The sequence below is a fragment of the Apibacter sp. HY039 genome, assembly GCF_004023655.1.
Lineage (GTDB): Bacteria > Bacteroidota > Bacteroidia > Flavobacteriales > Weeksellaceae > Apibacter > Apibacter raozihei.
The window spans coordinates 662690-678482 of record NZ_SAYM01000001.1; the positions used below are offsets into that span (position 1 = coordinate 662690).

At 33.0% G+C, this 15793-nt stretch carries 16 protein-coding genes; 3 read left to right on the forward strand and 13 right to left on the reverse strand.

Features of this window, described 5'->3' with window-relative positions:
- Positions 1–133: 133 nt before the first annotated feature.
- From EQ921_RS02955 to EQ921_RS02965, 3 genes are all read right to left on the reverse strand, one after another.
- The gene (locus EQ921_RS02955) at positions 134–1192 is read right to left on the reverse strand and encodes an endo-1,4-beta-xylanase (RefSeq protein WP_128330492.1); all 1059 of its coding nucleotides are present in this window, start codon (positions 1190–1192) and stop codon (positions 134–136) included.
- 256 nt (positions 1193–1448) lie between these two features.
- On the reverse strand, positions 1449–1868 hold the full coding sequence (locus tag EQ921_RS02960; protein ID WP_128330493.1) for an SH3 domain-containing protein: 420 nt from the start codon (positions 1866–1868) through the stop codon (positions 1449–1451).
- Positions 1869–1874: 6 nt separating this feature from the next.
- On the reverse strand, positions 1875–2342 hold the full coding sequence (locus tag EQ921_RS02965) for a BON domain-containing protein (RefSeq protein ID WP_128151066.1): 468 nt from the start codon (positions 2340–2342) through the stop codon (positions 1875–1877).
- Between the two features lie 229 nt (positions 2343–2571).
- Here EQ921_RS02965 and EQ921_RS02970 point away from each other — a divergent pair, with 229 nt between their 5' ends.
- Together EQ921_RS02970 and EQ921_RS02975 are read left to right on the forward strand one after the other, a co-directional pair.
- Entirely contained in the window at positions 2572–3465 is an 894-nt protein-coding gene (locus EQ921_RS02970; RefSeq protein ID WP_128330494.1) for a LysR substrate-binding domain-containing protein, read from the forward strand.
- 59 nt (positions 3466–3524) lie between these two features.
- The gene (locus tag EQ921_RS02975; RefSeq protein ID WP_128153308.1) at positions 3525–4511 is read left to right on the forward strand and encodes a YeiH family protein; all 987 of its coding nucleotides are present in this window, start codon (positions 3525–3527) and stop codon (positions 4509–4511) included.
- 3 nt (positions 4512–4514) lie between these two features.
- Here EQ921_RS02975 and argH read toward each other — a convergent pair whose 3' ends face one another.
- From argH to EQ921_RS03025, 10 genes are all read right to left on the reverse strand, one after another.
- Positions 4515–5795: an argininosuccinate lyase gene (gene argH / locus EQ921_RS02980; RefSeq protein ID WP_128330495.1), complete on the reverse strand. Its 1281-nt coding sequence runs from the start codon at positions 5793–5795 to the stop codon at positions 4515–4517.
- 21 nt (positions 5796–5816) lie between these two features.
- Positions 5817–6899 carry a M20 family metallo-hydrolase gene (locus tag EQ921_RS02985; protein ID WP_128330496.1) on the reverse strand — a complete coding sequence of 361 codons (1083 nt, stop codon included), beginning with the start codon at positions 6897–6899 and terminating at the stop codon, positions 5817–5819.
- Positions 6900–6907: 8 nt separating this feature from the next.
- Positions 6908–7696, reverse strand: coding sequence for an acetylglutamate kinase (argB, locus tag EQ921_RS02990; RefSeq protein ID WP_128330497.1), 789 nt, complete (start codon positions 7694–7696; stop codon positions 6908–6910).
- A gap of 55 nt (positions 7697–7751) precedes the next feature.
- Complete coding sequence (locus EQ921_RS02995) at positions 7752–8696, reverse strand: N-acetylornithine carbamoyltransferase (RefSeq protein ID WP_128330498.1); 945 nt, start codon at positions 8694–8696, stop codon at positions 7752–7754.
- Positions 8697–8718: 22 nt separating this feature from the next.
- Positions 8719–9843 carry an aspartate aminotransferase family protein gene (locus EQ921_RS03000; RefSeq protein ID WP_128330499.1) on the reverse strand — a complete coding sequence of 375 codons (1125 nt, stop codon included), beginning with the start codon at positions 9841–9843 and terminating at the stop codon, positions 8719–8721.
- A 10-nt stretch (positions 9844–9853) separates the two neighbouring features.
- Positions 9854–10576 carry a hypothetical protein gene (locus EQ921_RS03005; RefSeq protein ID WP_128330500.1) on the reverse strand — a complete coding sequence of 241 codons (723 nt, stop codon included), beginning with the start codon at positions 10574–10576 and terminating at the stop codon, positions 9854–9856.
- Between the two features lie 11 nt (positions 10577–10587).
- Positions 10588–11382, reverse strand: coding sequence for a pyrroline-5-carboxylate reductase (gene proC, locus EQ921_RS03010; protein WP_128330501.1), 795 nt, complete (start codon positions 11380–11382; stop codon positions 10588–10590).
- A gap of 260 nt (positions 11383–11642) precedes the next feature.
- Positions 11643–12623 (reverse strand): N-acetyl-gamma-glutamyl-phosphate reductase, encoded by a 981-nt coding sequence (argC, locus tag EQ921_RS03015; RefSeq protein WP_128330502.1) that lies wholly within the window; start codon positions 12621–12623, stop codon positions 11643–11645.
- A gap of 5 nt (positions 12624–12628) precedes the next feature.
- Positions 12629–13816, reverse strand: coding sequence for an argininosuccinate synthase (gene argG / locus EQ921_RS03020; RefSeq protein ID WP_128151086.1), 1188 nt, complete (start codon positions 13814–13816; stop codon positions 12629–12631).
- Between the two features lie 12 nt (positions 13817–13828).
- Positions 13829–14491 (reverse strand): GNAT family N-acetyltransferase, encoded by a 663-nt coding sequence (locus EQ921_RS03025; protein ID WP_128151088.1) that lies wholly within the window; start codon positions 14489–14491, stop codon positions 13829–13831.
- 460 nt (positions 14492–14951) lie between these two features.
- On the opposite strand from EQ921_RS03025, the gene EQ921_RS03030 reads away from it, so the two are divergent.
- On the forward strand, positions 14952–15659 hold the full coding sequence (locus tag EQ921_RS03030) for a histidine phosphatase family protein (protein ID WP_128330503.1): 708 nt from the start codon (positions 14952–14954) through the stop codon (positions 15657–15659).
- Positions 15660–15793: the final 134 nt, after the last annotated feature.

A 15793-nucleotide genomic window follows, 5' to 3' on the forward strand; every position in this document is an offset into this window, starting at 1 on the left:
ATAAGCGCTATTATTATAAGTGCAAATATTATACCGATAATTTTTTTGAAATAAGTAATAATTAGGAGATTTAAAAATAACAGGAGTGAGATAAGTTAACTTATTGTATAAAATTTATTATAGAGAGGTATATTTATTTTTTCTCAAAAACTTCTTGTAAACCATAATAAGCCGGTTTTTTCTGATAGTCTTTATCATATAAGAGAGGCCATTCGGGAAGTTGGGTTAACCAGGAATGAGCGTCACTAACTCCCCATATGGTTATTCCATATTGTAACTTTTCAGGAACTAAATCTTTAAAAATCTTGGCTATCATTTTATATTGTTTTTTTTGTTCCATTGCTAGTTCCTCTGAGAACTCGTGTACAGGATTTGCATTGGTACCTAAACGAATATCCAGTTCGGATATATGAATAAGTATATTATATTTAGTAAAGTATGTAAAGGCCTTAGTCAGGTAATCTTCATTTAGCTTTATTCGGGTGTGCATTTGTAAACCAATACCATGTATAGCTATTTTTTTAGATTGTAAAAGTTCTATCATTTTTCCTATAGCAATACTTTTTTTATATAAATAATCAGTTCCAAAATCGTTGTAAAATAACAAAGCATTAGGATCTGCCTCATGAGCAAACCTAAAAGCAAATTCTATATATTCCGGTCCGATCTTCTGATACCAGATAGTAGGTCTGTAGGAACCATCCTCTAAAAAGGCTTCATTAACTACATCCCAAGAAGTAATTTTGCCTTTATATCTTCCTACTACTGTGTGTATATAATTTTTCATTAATTCAATCCATGCATTGCGGTCTCCAGTAAAATTATTAACCCAGTCCGGTGTGCTCGTATGCCAAATAAGAGTATGACCATGAATGCGTTTATTATGATTTGTAGCAAATTCAACAAAGTCATCAGCTTCTTTCCAATAATATTTGTCTTTAGACGGAAGTAAAGTCCGCATTTTCATTCCATATTCAGGAGTAAGTGTAGAGGCTTCTTCAATTAATATTTTACGAAATTTGGAATCTTGATTGAGTAGTGTGGAATTTACAGTAAATCCAATAGGAAAGGGAGCTTCCTTTAAGGTGAATTCTTTAACAGTAGGGGGAATCACAGTATCTTCACTACCGTCGGATCTGCATGATGTTAGAATTGTTATGGATAATAAAAAGAAGAATAAGATTTTTTTCATTCTTAACTCTTATTTTAAATTAAGGAAACAAAGATAATATATTATAGTATCGAAAAAAACGAAATCTTTACAATAAAGGTTTTTTTTATGATTGATTATATATAAAATATAGTTTTTATTGTCTTAGTATTAATTTAATTAAGAGTTAATATGTATTTATTAATATTTTTATAGTAGGACTTTATGATAATATGTCTAAAATAAAAAAAAGTTTAGGATGTCCTAAACTTTTTTTTATTTTAGATGATGATTTGCTTTAAATTGCAGTTAAATATTCTGTATTGCAATATCCTTCTATACCTTCTGCAGAACGTATTAAATACCAATCATCGTTATATTTACTTAAAAAAGTAACAGTAGACTGGTGAGCAGCTTTTCCAATGATTTCTTGATCGGTACCCGGTCCTTTTCTTATATTCAGATTAGAGCTTTGGGTAGTAACTTTATACTCAGAAGAGGGAGCATCAGGGGATACGTTAACATCAAGAATCAAATCACCGGATTTAAAATCAGGATCAATTGAATTGTACGTTGACCATAGCTGATCTTTTACTTCTCCGTTAGGAGCTTCTCCCTGTATATATAGAACATCATTTTGTTCCCTTACGGATAAGTTGCTTACACCTAAACTGTTTGCTTTTGTTATTAATTCTGAGTATTTATCTTGTAATGCCATCTCTGTTTATTTTAATGTTAATTTTTGTTCTACTTTTTTAGGTTGTAACATAGTAACAGCCTGCATTAATTTAGGTAAATCCACACGTTGCAATTCTCCATTCAGAGTAACAACACCATCTTTTACATCAGCAGTTACACCTGCATAATTTTTTAGAACTGTATTAATTTTAGCTTTTAGCTCTTCGTCTGCGGAAACTACTACTGCTTTAACTGTAGCTTTATTTTCAACAGTTTTAATACCCGGAATAGCTTTCAGAGCATTTTCTGCAGATTGTTGAGCAATGTCGTCATTAAACTCACCGGTAAGAGTGGCTACACCTTTTTTAACATCAATAGTTACTCCTTCTGGTAAAACAGCTTGAGCCTGAGTAGTTAATTCCGAATCCTTAGGGCCGGATTTACATGACGTTACTGCTACAGTTAATGATCCCATAATAGCGAATGCTACTAAAAACTTGCTTAATTGTTTCATAATTTAATTTATTTGGTTTTTAAAAATATTAAACTAACAGCTTAAGATAAAACAAAAACTATTCCATTATTTTTTATTTTAAATAGATTTTTAAGCAAAAAGATATCGCTTACTTATTAATATCATCAATAATTATAAAAAAAAATATAAGAAAAAGAGCTGAGTTATGGTTCAATTAAAAATAATAGATGAGAATTATTGATTTACTTTGTATAAAATTTATTGAATTATGTCAGATTTTCGACTGAAAATATTTTACTCCGTAGCCAAAAATCTTAGTTTTACTAAAGCAGCAGATGAACTGTTTATATCTCAGCCTGCTGTTACTAAAAATATTAAAGAACTGGAATTGGAATATGACTTAAGTTTTTTTTTAAGAAAAGGAAATAGGATTGAACTTACTGAAGCAGGTAAAGTCTTATTTGTTCATGCAGAAAATATACTGGAATCGTATAAACAGATCAGATATGATTTAGATATAATAAAAAAAAACTTTACGGGTACATTTCAGCTGGGAGCAAGTACAACTGTGGGTCAGTATTTATTACCCTCGCTAATGTCTCAATTTCATATCAAATACCCGGATATTAAATTATCATTAGTAACAGCCAATACCCGGAGTATTGAGAGTTATTTAATAGATAAAAAAATTCAGTTAGGTATTGTCGAAGGAAAACCAAAAAATAAACAATTAAAATACGTTCCTTTTATAGAAGATGAAATTGTAGCAATAGCTCATACATCTCAAAAAATAGCTCGTAAGGAAACTTTATCTCTGAAGGAATTGAAAAAGATACCCCTGGTTTTGCGTGAGCCTGGTTCCGGAAGTTTAGATATTATCAGAGATGCATTGAGTAAACATAAATTGCAACTGAAAGATTTAACTGTTGCTATGCATTTAGGAAGTACAGAAAGTATAAAGTCTTATCTTACTCATGCAGATAGCATTGGTTTTGTATCTATAGCAGCAGTAAGTAAAGAAATTAAAAATGGAGAATTTCAAGTGATTGATATTGAAAAAGTAGATATTAAAAGATGGTTTTATTTTGTTTACAATCAAGGTGTTCCGGAGGGTGTTTCAGATTTGTTTATGAAGTTTGCAACAGCTCAGTATAACTTATAGTTATAAAGTATAACTTTTTTTCATTGGCATATCCTGTATAATACATGGATATTTGCTGTATGAATGCATGGAAAGAAAAAAAATTATATGTTCCCTTACATACAGCCAAACAAGTTTTATTTATTTTTATAGGTTTGTTGTGTTTGTCTCCCTTGGTTGATACTCCAATGGCTTTGTTGCTGGGAATTATATTTTCATTTGTTCTAGGTAATCCTTTTCCAGCCATGACAAAAAAAATAACTCAGTATCTTTTACAGTTTTCAGTTGTCGGATTAGGTTTTGGGATGGATATGTTCACTGCAATAAAAGTGGGCAGTGAAGGTTTAATTTTTACTGTAGGTTCTATAATGCTCACTTTATTTATAGGCACTTTATTAGGCAGAAGTTTGAAAATAAATAAAAAAATATCTATGTTAATTTCTTCAGGTACTGCTATATGTGGAGGAAGTGCTATTGCTGCAACTTCACCTATTATTCAGGCAAATGAACACGAAACTTCAATTTCACTGGCCACCATATTTATTTTAAACTCTATAGCATTATTTCTATTTCCGTTTATCGGACATTTACTTAATCTTTCGCAGGAACAATTTGGTTTCTGGGCGGCTATAGCAATCCATGATACCAGTTCCGTAGTGGGGGCAGCACAACATTACGGTTCCAAAGCTTTGGAAATTGCAACAATGGTTAAGCTGGAAAGAGCTCTTTGGATTATTCCGCTTTCAATTTTTATTATATTTACCTTTAAATCTGAAAAGGGTAGCAATAAAAAAAAGATAAAAATTCCATATTTCATTTTTCTATTCTTGTTAGCAATTGTATTTAATACGTATGTTCCTGAGTACTTTCCACTATTTAAAAGGATTGATAACTATCTGGTATTAATTTCCAAAAGAGGTTTGACTTTAACCTTATTTCTTATAGGAGCGGGTTTAAGTCTAACTTCAATACGGCAGGTTGGAGTTAAACCTTTGCTGCAGGGAGTAGGATTATGGCTTTTTATATCTGTATTTTCTTTGATTGTAATTTTATTGACAGTAAACTAATTTTTAGTAGTTATATTCCATTTTCTTTTGTATTTCTTCTAAACAAAGGTTGTTGATACTTCCTTCGTGGGTATGAGTAGTTTTTTTAGGAGATTGAAAGGTGCCTTTTTCAACCTGTTCCCCTATGATTTTATAGGCATCCCGAAAAGGAATTCCCTGAGAAACCAGCTCATTTAAAGCATCAACTGTAAAAAGGTAATCATATTTAGGATCATCCAATATATTCTCTTTAACCTTTATATCTTTTAAAGAGTAATGAGCCATGTCCAGGCAAGACTTCATAGTTTGTATAGCCGGAATTAATCCTTCTTTTAATAGCTGTAGGTCTCGATGGTAACCACTTGGAAGATTATTGGTTATCAGAGTTAACTCATAAGGTAAAGCCTGAATTTTATTGCATTTTCCCCGTATCAATTCAAATACGTCCGGATTTTTTTTATGAGGCATAATACTTGAACCTGTAGTTAAATGTGAGGGAAGGGAGAGAAAATTAAAGTTCTGGCTCATGTATAGAGTAATATCCATGGCTAGTTTAGCCAAGGTACCAGCTAGGCTGCCAAGGGCAAAAGCTGTGCTTTTTTCTGACTTACCCCGGCTCATTTGAGCAGCCACCGAATTATATTTTAAGGTTTCAAATCCTAATTCTTGGGTTGTATATGTGCGATCTATAGGGAATGAACTTCCGTAGCCTGCTGCAGAGCCTAATGGGTTTTGATCAACAATTTTGAGTGCTGCATTTAAAAGTATAATATCATCAATCATACTTTCTGCATAAGCTGACAACCATAAGCCAAATGACGAAGGCATAGCTATCTGAAAATGAGTATATCCGGGTAATAAAATATGTTTATATTGATCAGCCAACAACATTAGTAAATCAAAAACTTCTCGGGTCTGAATCTTGATTTGAATTAGTTCGTCTTTTAAGTAAAGATTCATGTCAACCAGAACCTGATCATTTCTGGAACGAGCAGTATGTATTTTTTTTCCTGCTTCTCCAACTTTTTGCGTAAGCATGAATTCTACTTTGGAATGTACATCTTCAAATTCTTTTTCAATTTGGAAATCACCTGCTTTAATATCTGCAAGAATTTCATTTAAAGCATCAATTAAATCCAGTTTTTCCTGTTCTGAAATTAATCCTACCTTGGCAAGCATTTTAGCCTGTGCCAAAGATCCTAAGACATCGTATTTGGCTAATACAATATCCAGTTCTCTGTCATTGCCTACGGTAAAGTAATCAACTTGTTGATCGGTTGGTATGCCTTTTTCCCAAAGTTTCATAATTGTTCTTTTTTTATAGTATTAAGAATTTATAATAGTTTTATTTAATAATTCAATGTACAAAGGTATAGCTTCTTCTATTTCTTTTTTGAAAATAAATTCATCTGCAGTATGAGAGCGAAGCGAATCTCCCGGACCCATTTTTAAAGACTGACAATATAATACCGCTTGATCTGAAAGGGTAGGAGAACCATAAGTAGACCTGCCTAACTCAATTCCGGCTATAACTAAAGGGTGGCTTTTGGGAATCGAAGATGATTTTAGATGTAGCGAACGAGGGGTTATTGTTATCTTATCAGAAGCGATATTTTCTTGAATAATGGCGAAGACCTCTTCGTTGGTATAACAGTCATTAACCCTAATGTCTACTACCAGCCTACATTCTTCCGGAACCAAATTATGTTGCTGGCCTGCATTAATTTGGGTAATTGTCATTTTAACAGGTCCTAAAACCTCAGATATTTTTTCAAAAGCAAAGTTCTGAAACCATTGAATGGTTTTTATGGAATTGTAAATGGCATTGTCCGGATTGTTATGAGCTGCATGACTGGCTGTACCTTTTATTATAACATCCAGAACCAATAATCCTCTCTCTGCTATAGCCAGGTTCATGAGCGTAGGTTCTCCTACTATGGCACAATCAATTTTTGGTAGTTTTGTAAGCAAGCTGTTAAGTCCTTTTTTTCCACTGTTTTCTTCTTCACAGGTTGCTGCCATAACTAAATTGTAGGCAAGATTATCATTGGAATAAAAATAGGTGAAAGTAGCTAATAATGAAACTAAAGAACCTCCGGCATCATTGGAACCTAACCCGTATATTTTTCCATCTTCTTCTTGAGCTTCAAATGGATCACGGGTATATCCCTTATTAGGAAATACTGTATCCTGATGCGAATTTAACAAAAGTGTAGGTTTGGTTTCGTCAAAATGTTTATTAAAGGCCCAAATATTATTGTTTTCTCTATTAAAGGGAATATTATGATGAGTAAACCAGGCTTCTATAAGCAAAGCGGTATGCTCTTCTTCTCCTGAAAATGAAGGGGTTTCGATAAGGTTTTGAAGTAAGATAATTGCTTTATCGGAAAGTTTTGCTATTGTTTGCATATAATTAATTAATAAAGGGAAACATGAGTGTGTAAAGCCTTCGGATTTGCTAATATTTCTGGATTAGCAATTCTTATTTCTTTAACACCTTCTCTTAGTGCCTGAAAACAATTTTCAAGTTTTGGAAGCATTCCGGAGTGAATAATATTTTCACTTTTAAGTTTTTCATACAAGTTAAAATTTAAATTTTCCAGAACACTATTATCATCGTTACTATCAGAAAGCACACCTTTTTTTTCAAAACAATAGGTTAATGATACATCAAATAAAGTAGTGAGCCCTACTGCCAGTGATTGAGCTATAGTATCTGCGTTTGTATTAAGTAGCTGTCCTTTTTTATCATGAGTTATGGCACAAAAAACGGGTACTGCTTCTGTATCCAGTAAACGTTTAATCCATTCGGAATTTACTTCAACTACGTCGCCTACAAAGCCATAATTGTACCTGCCTGATTTTCTTTTTTCTGAGCGAATACTGTTTCCGTCAGCACCTGTAAGACCAATGGCTTGAGTATCATAATCTTGTAATTGTGCCACAATTTTTTTATTGCAGAGTCCGGCATAAGTCATTACGGCAACATCCAGCATTTCCTCATTGGTTACCCTTCGTCCTTCAACCATAATGGTTTCAACGCCTAATTTTCCGGCGAGTCTTGTAGCTTCTTTACCTCCTCCATGTACAAGAATTTTAAAGCCTGGAATTTTTGAAAAATCTTTGAGAAATGAGGAAAGGGCCAAAGGGTCATCGATTACGTTTCCTCCGATTTTTATAATTGATAGTTTAGTTTTGTCTGACATAATGGAATCTATGATAAATACAATAAATAGTTAATAACAGAACAGAATTTTACTTTTATTGAGTAAGCAATTTTGTGATGACTGCCTGAGCAGAAAACGTACGGTTATTTGCTTCCGGAATTACCAGAGAGGCTTCGCTGTCTAATATTTCATCAGTAACTATTACATTTCTTCGGACAGGAAGACAATGCATGAATTTTGCATTATTTGTTAGCTCCATCTGTTTTTTTCCAATGGTCCATTGTGGATCCTGATTAGTAATTTGTCCATAATCATTATAATTGCTCCAGTTTTTGGCATAAATAAAATCTGCACCCTGAAATGCGGTTTCCTGATTATGTTCGATTGTAACTCCTTCAGTAATGGAAGGGTTCAGTTCATATCCTTTGGGATGTGTAATTATAAAATCTACATCCATTTTTTTCATCATTTTAACAAAAGAATTAGGTACGGACTGTGGAAGTGCTTTTGGATGTGGAGCCCAGCTAAGTACAACTTTGGGGCGTTCTTTGGTTTTGTATTCTTCTATGGTCAATGCATCTGCTAATGCTTGAAGCGGATGTTCAGTAGCTCCTTCCAGACTTATTACGGGAACTGAAGCATATTTGACAAAGGAGGAAATAACAGTCTCTGCCTCATCTTTTTCTTTATTTTTTAAAGTGGGAAAACTTCGGATAGCAATAATATCACAGTATTGAGAAACTACTTGAGCAGCTTCTTTAATATGTTCAGAGGCTGCCCCGTTCATAACCTCTCCATCTCCAAATTCCAGGGTCCAACCTTCCGTATTTAAATTCATTACCATACATTCCATTCCCAAATTTTGAGCTGCTTTTTGAGTACTTAAACGGGTACGTAAACTAGGATTGAAAAATAAAAGCCCGATAGTTTTGTCTTTTCCCAACTTTTTATTGGCTAAAGGATCTGCTTTGATTTTTTTTGCAAGCTCCAAAAATTCTTTCAGGTCCTGAATATCGTCAACAGAAGTGTATTTTTTCATTGTTTATGTTTTAAAGGTTTTATTAAAAACAAGATTGTAAATTTTCAAAAAGAATATCAATCTCTTTCTGAGAAATAGTTAATGGAGGCAAAACCCGTAGAAGGTTTTTGTTATTCGCATTTCCTGTAAAAATCTTTTTATCGTAAATAAGTTTTTTTCTCAATTCTGCTACCTCAAATTCAAATTCCAACCCCAACATTAATCCTCTCCCTTTAATTTTTTTTATCTGTGGTAAGGTACTGAATTTATCTATAAAATAAGCGGATTGTTTAGTAACATTTTCCAGTATATTTTCAGTATCAAATACTTCTAATACTGCCAGAGCGGCAGCACATGCCAGATGATTACCTCCAAAAGTTGTTCCTAATAATCCATACGAAGGCTTAAACTCAGGAGAAATTAAGATTCCGCCAATTGGAAATCCATTCCCCATACCTTTAGCTAAAGAAATAATATCGGCTTTAATATGATGATGCTGATGAGCGAAAAATTTACCGGAACGTCCGTAACCGCATTGAATTTCATCAAGGATTAAAATAACGCCATTCGTTTTGCACGTTTTTTCCAATTCCTGAAAAAACTCCTGGGTTCCTTCATCAAGACCTCCAACACCTTGTATAGTTTCAATAATTACTGAAGAAATATCACCTTTAGCTATTTCTTTCTTAACAGTGTTTATATCGTTTAATTCACAGAAAACTACTTTTTGCTGAGCATTTAAGGGTGCTACAATTTTTGGATTATCTGTTACTGCAACGGCAGCAGAAGTTCTCCCATGAAAACTATTTTTAAAAGCTAAGACTTTAGATTTACCTGTATGGAAAGAAGCGAGTTTTAAAGCATTTTCATTAGCCTCAGCTCCGGAATTACATAGAAATAAGGTGTAGTCATCATAACCTGAAACTTTAGGAAGGAGATTTCCCAGTTTTTCCTGTAAAGGATTTACTATGGAGTTGGAATAAAACCCGATTTTATTAACCTGCTCGGTTATATGTTTTACGTATACAGGATGAGAATGCCCAATGGAAATAACACCGTGGCCACCATAGAAATCTAGATAAGCATCTCCTTTTTCATCCCAAACAGTAGAGCCTAAGGCTTTTTCGGGAGCTATAGTATATAGTGGATATACGTCGAATAAACTCATAATTATGCTTTTAATATTTTATATTTAAAATCCATTTTTTTGTCATTTCGGGAGATAAAATTTTCCCAATCATTCTGTATTTGGAGTCGTTCAATGGATTTTTTGATTTTATTTTTTGTTTCATGACTCCAATTTCAGGTTCATAATAATTAGAATGTACAAAGTATATATCATTAGTGACGTAATAAATAAATCCTACATGAGTATCTAATCCAACAATATAAACCCCTTTTCCTTCTTTTTTTATATAATTTTCTATATCGGATATAGATTTATTACTGAATGTTTTTATGTTTGTGGATAGAGCTTTAATCATGGTTTGTGAGGCAGCCTGAGACCACTTAATTCTTGGGATATTAAATCCCATATCTTGTAAAACTGTAGTAACAAAATATCCGCAGGCGATAGATCCTTGTTTGGGTGTGCGACTAATTCCGTTGAAAGACCAACGAGTACCTTCCCAGCTAGTGAAATAATTATCTATGTCTTGAATTAAAAAGGTTTGTGCTTGGTGGATAACTTCTTTTTTTTCATTAAGAGTACCTTTTTGATATTTTTTATGAAAAAGTTCTTTTTGTTTTGCCGTATTATTTAGTAAGTCAGGATATGAAACTTCTACTTTTTTCTTTTCAACAGGCTGATGTGTTGTATTTTTTTTCTTCTGCTGGCAGGCATGGGTAAGAAAAGGAATACAGAATAGTAAAATTAAATTTTTAGATAGTAGTTTTTGCATGAATATATAATTTATTTTTTAGCTATTTGACTTATTTTGTTATAAGAAGCTAAAAGGCCTTTTATAATTGAAGAACTCAATCCCTGATGCTCCATTTCATTAAGACCGGCTATGGTACAACCTCCGGGAGTAGTAACTTTATCAATCTCTTGTTCCGGATGACTGTTTCCTTGTATTAAAAGATTGGCAGCTCCAAGACATGTGTGAACGGACATTTCCAAAGCTTCTTTTGATTCAAATCCTAATTGGATAGCTCCTTGTGTGGTAGCGCGTATCAATCTCATCCAGAAGGCTATACCGCTGGCGCATACAACAGTGGCTGCCTGCATTTGTTCTTCAGGAATTTCAATAGAATGTCCCAATTGGTTAAATATATTTAAAGCTACCTGAATTCGAACCTTTCCTTGAATGTTTGAACATATGCAGGTCATAGACTGGCCGATAGATATAGCTGTGTTAGGCATGGCTCTGATAATATGATGCTCTTCTCCTAAAACTTCTTCAATTTTTTTTGTACTATAACCGGTTACCACAGATATCAAAGTATGATTTTCAGTTATAAACTCTTTGCATTGTACCAGAACAGACTCCAAATGACGTGGTTGAATAGCAAAAATGATGATATCTGAATTTTTTACCGCTTCAGTATTATCAGTAGAAAGATGTACCTTCGGTGTTGTTTCCATTTCCCTGATGGTACTGATATTTCTTTTGGTTATAAAAAGTGAAGAGGCTGAATTATTATTTATAATTCCTCGGGCAATGGCTAAACCTAAATTTCCGGCTCCTATAATTGCTATTTTCATGTCATTGGGTTTTTGGTTATTAAAATTTTTTTTCTTATTATTTATCCATTTTATAAAGGTATTTTTAAATATTGACATTAAAAAATATCTATTGATGGATATTATTTATCAAATTTCAACACTGCTCTCTGATAAGTTTTAAATAATATTATAGAGTGTTTTAGTACTTACAGTTAATTTAATATCTGGATATTACATTAATTGGCAGTTTAAGCTTCTCTAGTTTTTATTAAATAAATAATGAATTTTTTAATCATAAATTAGAAAGCTACAGGTTTTAATTTAAGTCCTTCCGATTCATCCAATCCAAATAATAGGTTCATATTTTGTACAGCTTGACCAGCTGCTCCTTTTGTAAGATTATCTATAATAGAGGTGATCAGGATTATATCTTTATGTTTCTGGATTTGTAATAGGCACTTGTTGGTATTTATAACTTGTTTTAGTGCTACAGGCTTTTCAGAAACTAAAGTGAAAGGGTGGTTTTTATAATATTCTTTATATACATGTATAGCTTCACTTTCAGATAGATCAGATTTCAGGTAAATACCTGCTAAGATTCCTCTGGTAAAGTCTCCACGCATGGGAAGAAAATAAAGTTGAGGTAGTAGATTTCCTACTTGCTGCATGCTTTGTACTATTTCAGCTTCATGCTGGTGAGTAAATTCTTTATAAAAGGAAGCATTGTTGTTTCTCCAGCTGAAATGTGTTGAAGAGGAAAGAGATTGGCCAGCTCCCGTGGATCCAGTTACTGCATTAATATGAATTTCGGGATTTAATAAACCCTTTTTTGCTACAGGTAATAAAGCAAGCTGGATGGCAGTAGCAAAACATCCTGGATTGGCAATATTTGCTGCTTTTTTTATTTCTTCCTTATGTAATTCAGGAAGTCCATATACAAAAGATCTCTCCTGAAAGTTATGATTAGGTTTTACTCTGAAATCGTTACTTAAATCAATAATTTTAGTGTTTTCTGAATAAGGATTATTCTCTAGGAACTGTCTGGATTTTCCATGTCCTAAACAAAGAAATACAACATCGCAAGTCTTATCAATGGTATCTGAAAAAATTAAATTTGTTTCTCCTAAAAGATCATCATGTACCTTATCAATGGGGTTTCCTGCATTGGAAGTACTGTAGATAGAAGTAATCTCAACCTTAGAATGGTTGATTAGAATTCGTAATAGTTCTCCGGCTGTGTAACCTGCTCCACCTACAATACTTACTTTAATTTTTTTCATGTATTTTAATCTTTATTGTCAAAGCTATGATAAATTTTTAGCTGATTACCAAATATTTTAATAAAACCGCGAGCATCCCTGCTGTCCCATGCTTCGTTTTCTTCTCCGTAGGTTGCTACTTTAGACTGCATCATGTCATAAGGCGATTCAATTCCTATCATGTGGAAGTGATAAGGGTTAAGCTGAATTTTCACTTTTCCGGTCACATGTTTTTGAGAGGATTCTAAAAAGGCTTCCATATCTCGCATAACCGGATCTAAATATTGAGCTTCGTGAAGCAAAGTCCCATACCAGTTGGCTAATGATTCCTTATGTAACAACTGCCATCTGGAAAGAGTGTGTTTTTCTAATAAGTGATGAGCTTTAATAATCAGCATAGGGGCTGGCGCTTCAAAACCTACTCTTCCTTTAATTCCTAAGATAGTGTCACCTACATGTATGTCTCTCCCGATAGCATATCTGCCCCCTATCTTGTTCAGTTCTTGTATAAGCTGAACGGAATTCATTTTATTTCCATTTAGACCTACAGGTTCTCCTTGATCAAATTCTATTTCAATAATTGCAGGATTAGATTCAGAAAGTTGCGTTGGATAAGCATCTTCCGGGAGTGCCTGATTGGAAGTTAAAGTTTGAACTCCTCCTACGGATGTTCCCCATATTCCTTTATTGATTGAATATTTTGCCTTTTCCCAATTCATATCTACTCCGTTCTTTTGTAAGTAGTCTACTTCTTGTTGTCTGGATAATTTTTCGTCGCGGATAGGGGTAATAATTTTAGATTTAGGAGAGATGACAGCAAAAGCCACATCAAAACGGATCTGATCGTTACCTGCCCCGGTACTTCCGTGTACAATATATTCAGCGTCTACGGACTTGGAATATTCAGCAATAGCTATAGATTGAAACATACGTTCAGCACTTACAGACAGCGGATATGTGTTGTTTTTTAAGATATTTCCGTAAATTAAGTATCGTAAGCAATCTTTATAAAACTTATCTGTTACATCGATAGTCTCGTGATGTTTAGAGCCCAATTCATAGGCTCTGTTTTCAATTTGTTTAAGTTCTTCATCAGAAAATCCTCCCGTGTTTACAATTACCGTATGCACTTCCATTCCATGCTCTTTGGTCAAATTTACTAAACAATATGAGGTATCTAATCCGCCGCTATAGGCTAAAACTGCTTTTTTCATTCCTATTAGTCTTTATGAAGTTTTTACTTGAGAATTACCGGCATCTTTTTTAGGTTTTAAAAAAAGTGCCTGTTTTATTTTTTTTAAATGTACGATCACTTTTTTATCCAAAGTTTTTTTATCTCCATCCTGAGTGTTTCTATTTTGTTCTTTGGGGTCAAATAACATTCCGGTACATAAACACATTTTGTTTTGTTTGCTTTGTAATATGTTGAAATTGGTACAGGTTCTGCATCCATTCCAGAATTCCGGATCTTCAGTTAACTCTGAAAACGTTACGGGTTTATATCCAAGTTCTGAATTGATTTTCATAACAGCCAGTCCCGTTGTTATACCAAATATTTTAGCCTCTGGAAATTTTTTTCTTGTATAATCAAAAACAAAACGTTTAATTTTTTTTGCAAGTCCTAAGCTTCTGTAATCCGGGTGTACTATGAGTCCTGAATGTACGACAAATTCACCATTTTGCCATTTTTCAATGTAACAAAATCCTGCAAATTTTTCTCCTTCCAGAGCGATTACAGCCTGCCGCTGATCCATTTTAGTATGAATATATTCAGGGGTTCGTTTAGCGATACCTGTACCTCTGACAATTGCAGACTGATATATGGTTTCACATATTTCTTCCGCATAATGGTAATGTTCTTCAGTTGCAACAACAATATTGATATTCATCTTTTGATAATAAATTATAAAATGTGAGGTGAGAAACAGTTGCTTTTAAATTGAACTGTGCATAATACTGGTGTGTCGGCTTTGGAAATTTAAATCAAAGCCTAACCTGCCTACAAAAAAAATCTGTTGGAGAAGTGCTATCAACGTGAACAGTATTCTTAGTACTGTTAAAAAATAAATTAAGATTTTTCAACTTTTAAAATCTGAATTTTTACTTTTTGTTTTATTAAGAAAGTACAAATTTAAGATTTATTTTTAGTATTAAAATAAAAATATTGAAAAAATTACATAAGAGTGTAAGTGCAGCTTTATTATTTTTGATTTTAAAATAAGTGTTTGATTTTCATATATACACTTATTTGTATACGAAAATCTGAAAATGGTGGTTTTGCATGGTTGTTGTTCTATAATTATTTTAACTTTACGGTAAACAATTAAATCATTTTAAATTATAGCTTTTATGAGTTCGAAAGTAACATTTTATATAGCACGTCATGGAAAAACAATTTTAAATACTTTAGGTAGGGTTCAGGGTTGGAGCGACTCTCCTTTAACGGAGGCAGGTGTAGAAGTAGCAGAATTTTTAGGGGCAGGGTTAAGAGATATTCATTTTTCTTCTGCTTTTTGCAGTGATTTGAGAAGAACAAAAGAAACTATAAATATCATTCTGGCTAATCAGGGGCAAAATGATCTAAAAGTAATTGAAAAAAAAGAATTAAGAGAAGTATGTTTTGGGAGTTACGAATCTAATCATACTCATATTATGTGGAAGGATGCGGCCTTATATCTTCACTATACCAACAGTGGGGATTTATTACACGATGTTTTTGATGTTTCAAAACCTGTAACTTATGAACAGGTTGTGAATACTATAAAAGTACTTGATGAGATGAATATGGCAGAAAGCTTTATTGAAGTTGAAAGCCGTACACAAAAGGCATTATTTGAAATAGCTGAGAGTGAAAGTAAGTACAATGAGGATAGAAATGTTTTATTAGTTGCTCACGGAATGTGTATTAAGTTTATGCTTATGAATTTAGGAGCAAGAGAGTTAATTAAATCTGATTTGGGTAATGCTTCAATCAGTAAAGTAATTTATGAAAACGGGGAATTCTATGTTGAGGCAATGGGGGATATGAGCTATGTTGAAAGAGGAAGACTTTTGTAGTGAGATTTTCCTTTATTTTATAAATAATAATTTTAGTCCATTGTTTGGTTTAAATTGTGACATTTTTTGTCAATAAAAAATTATATATGTCAGATTTGTTTTATTTATTTAGAAATTTATTACTACGAGTTCAC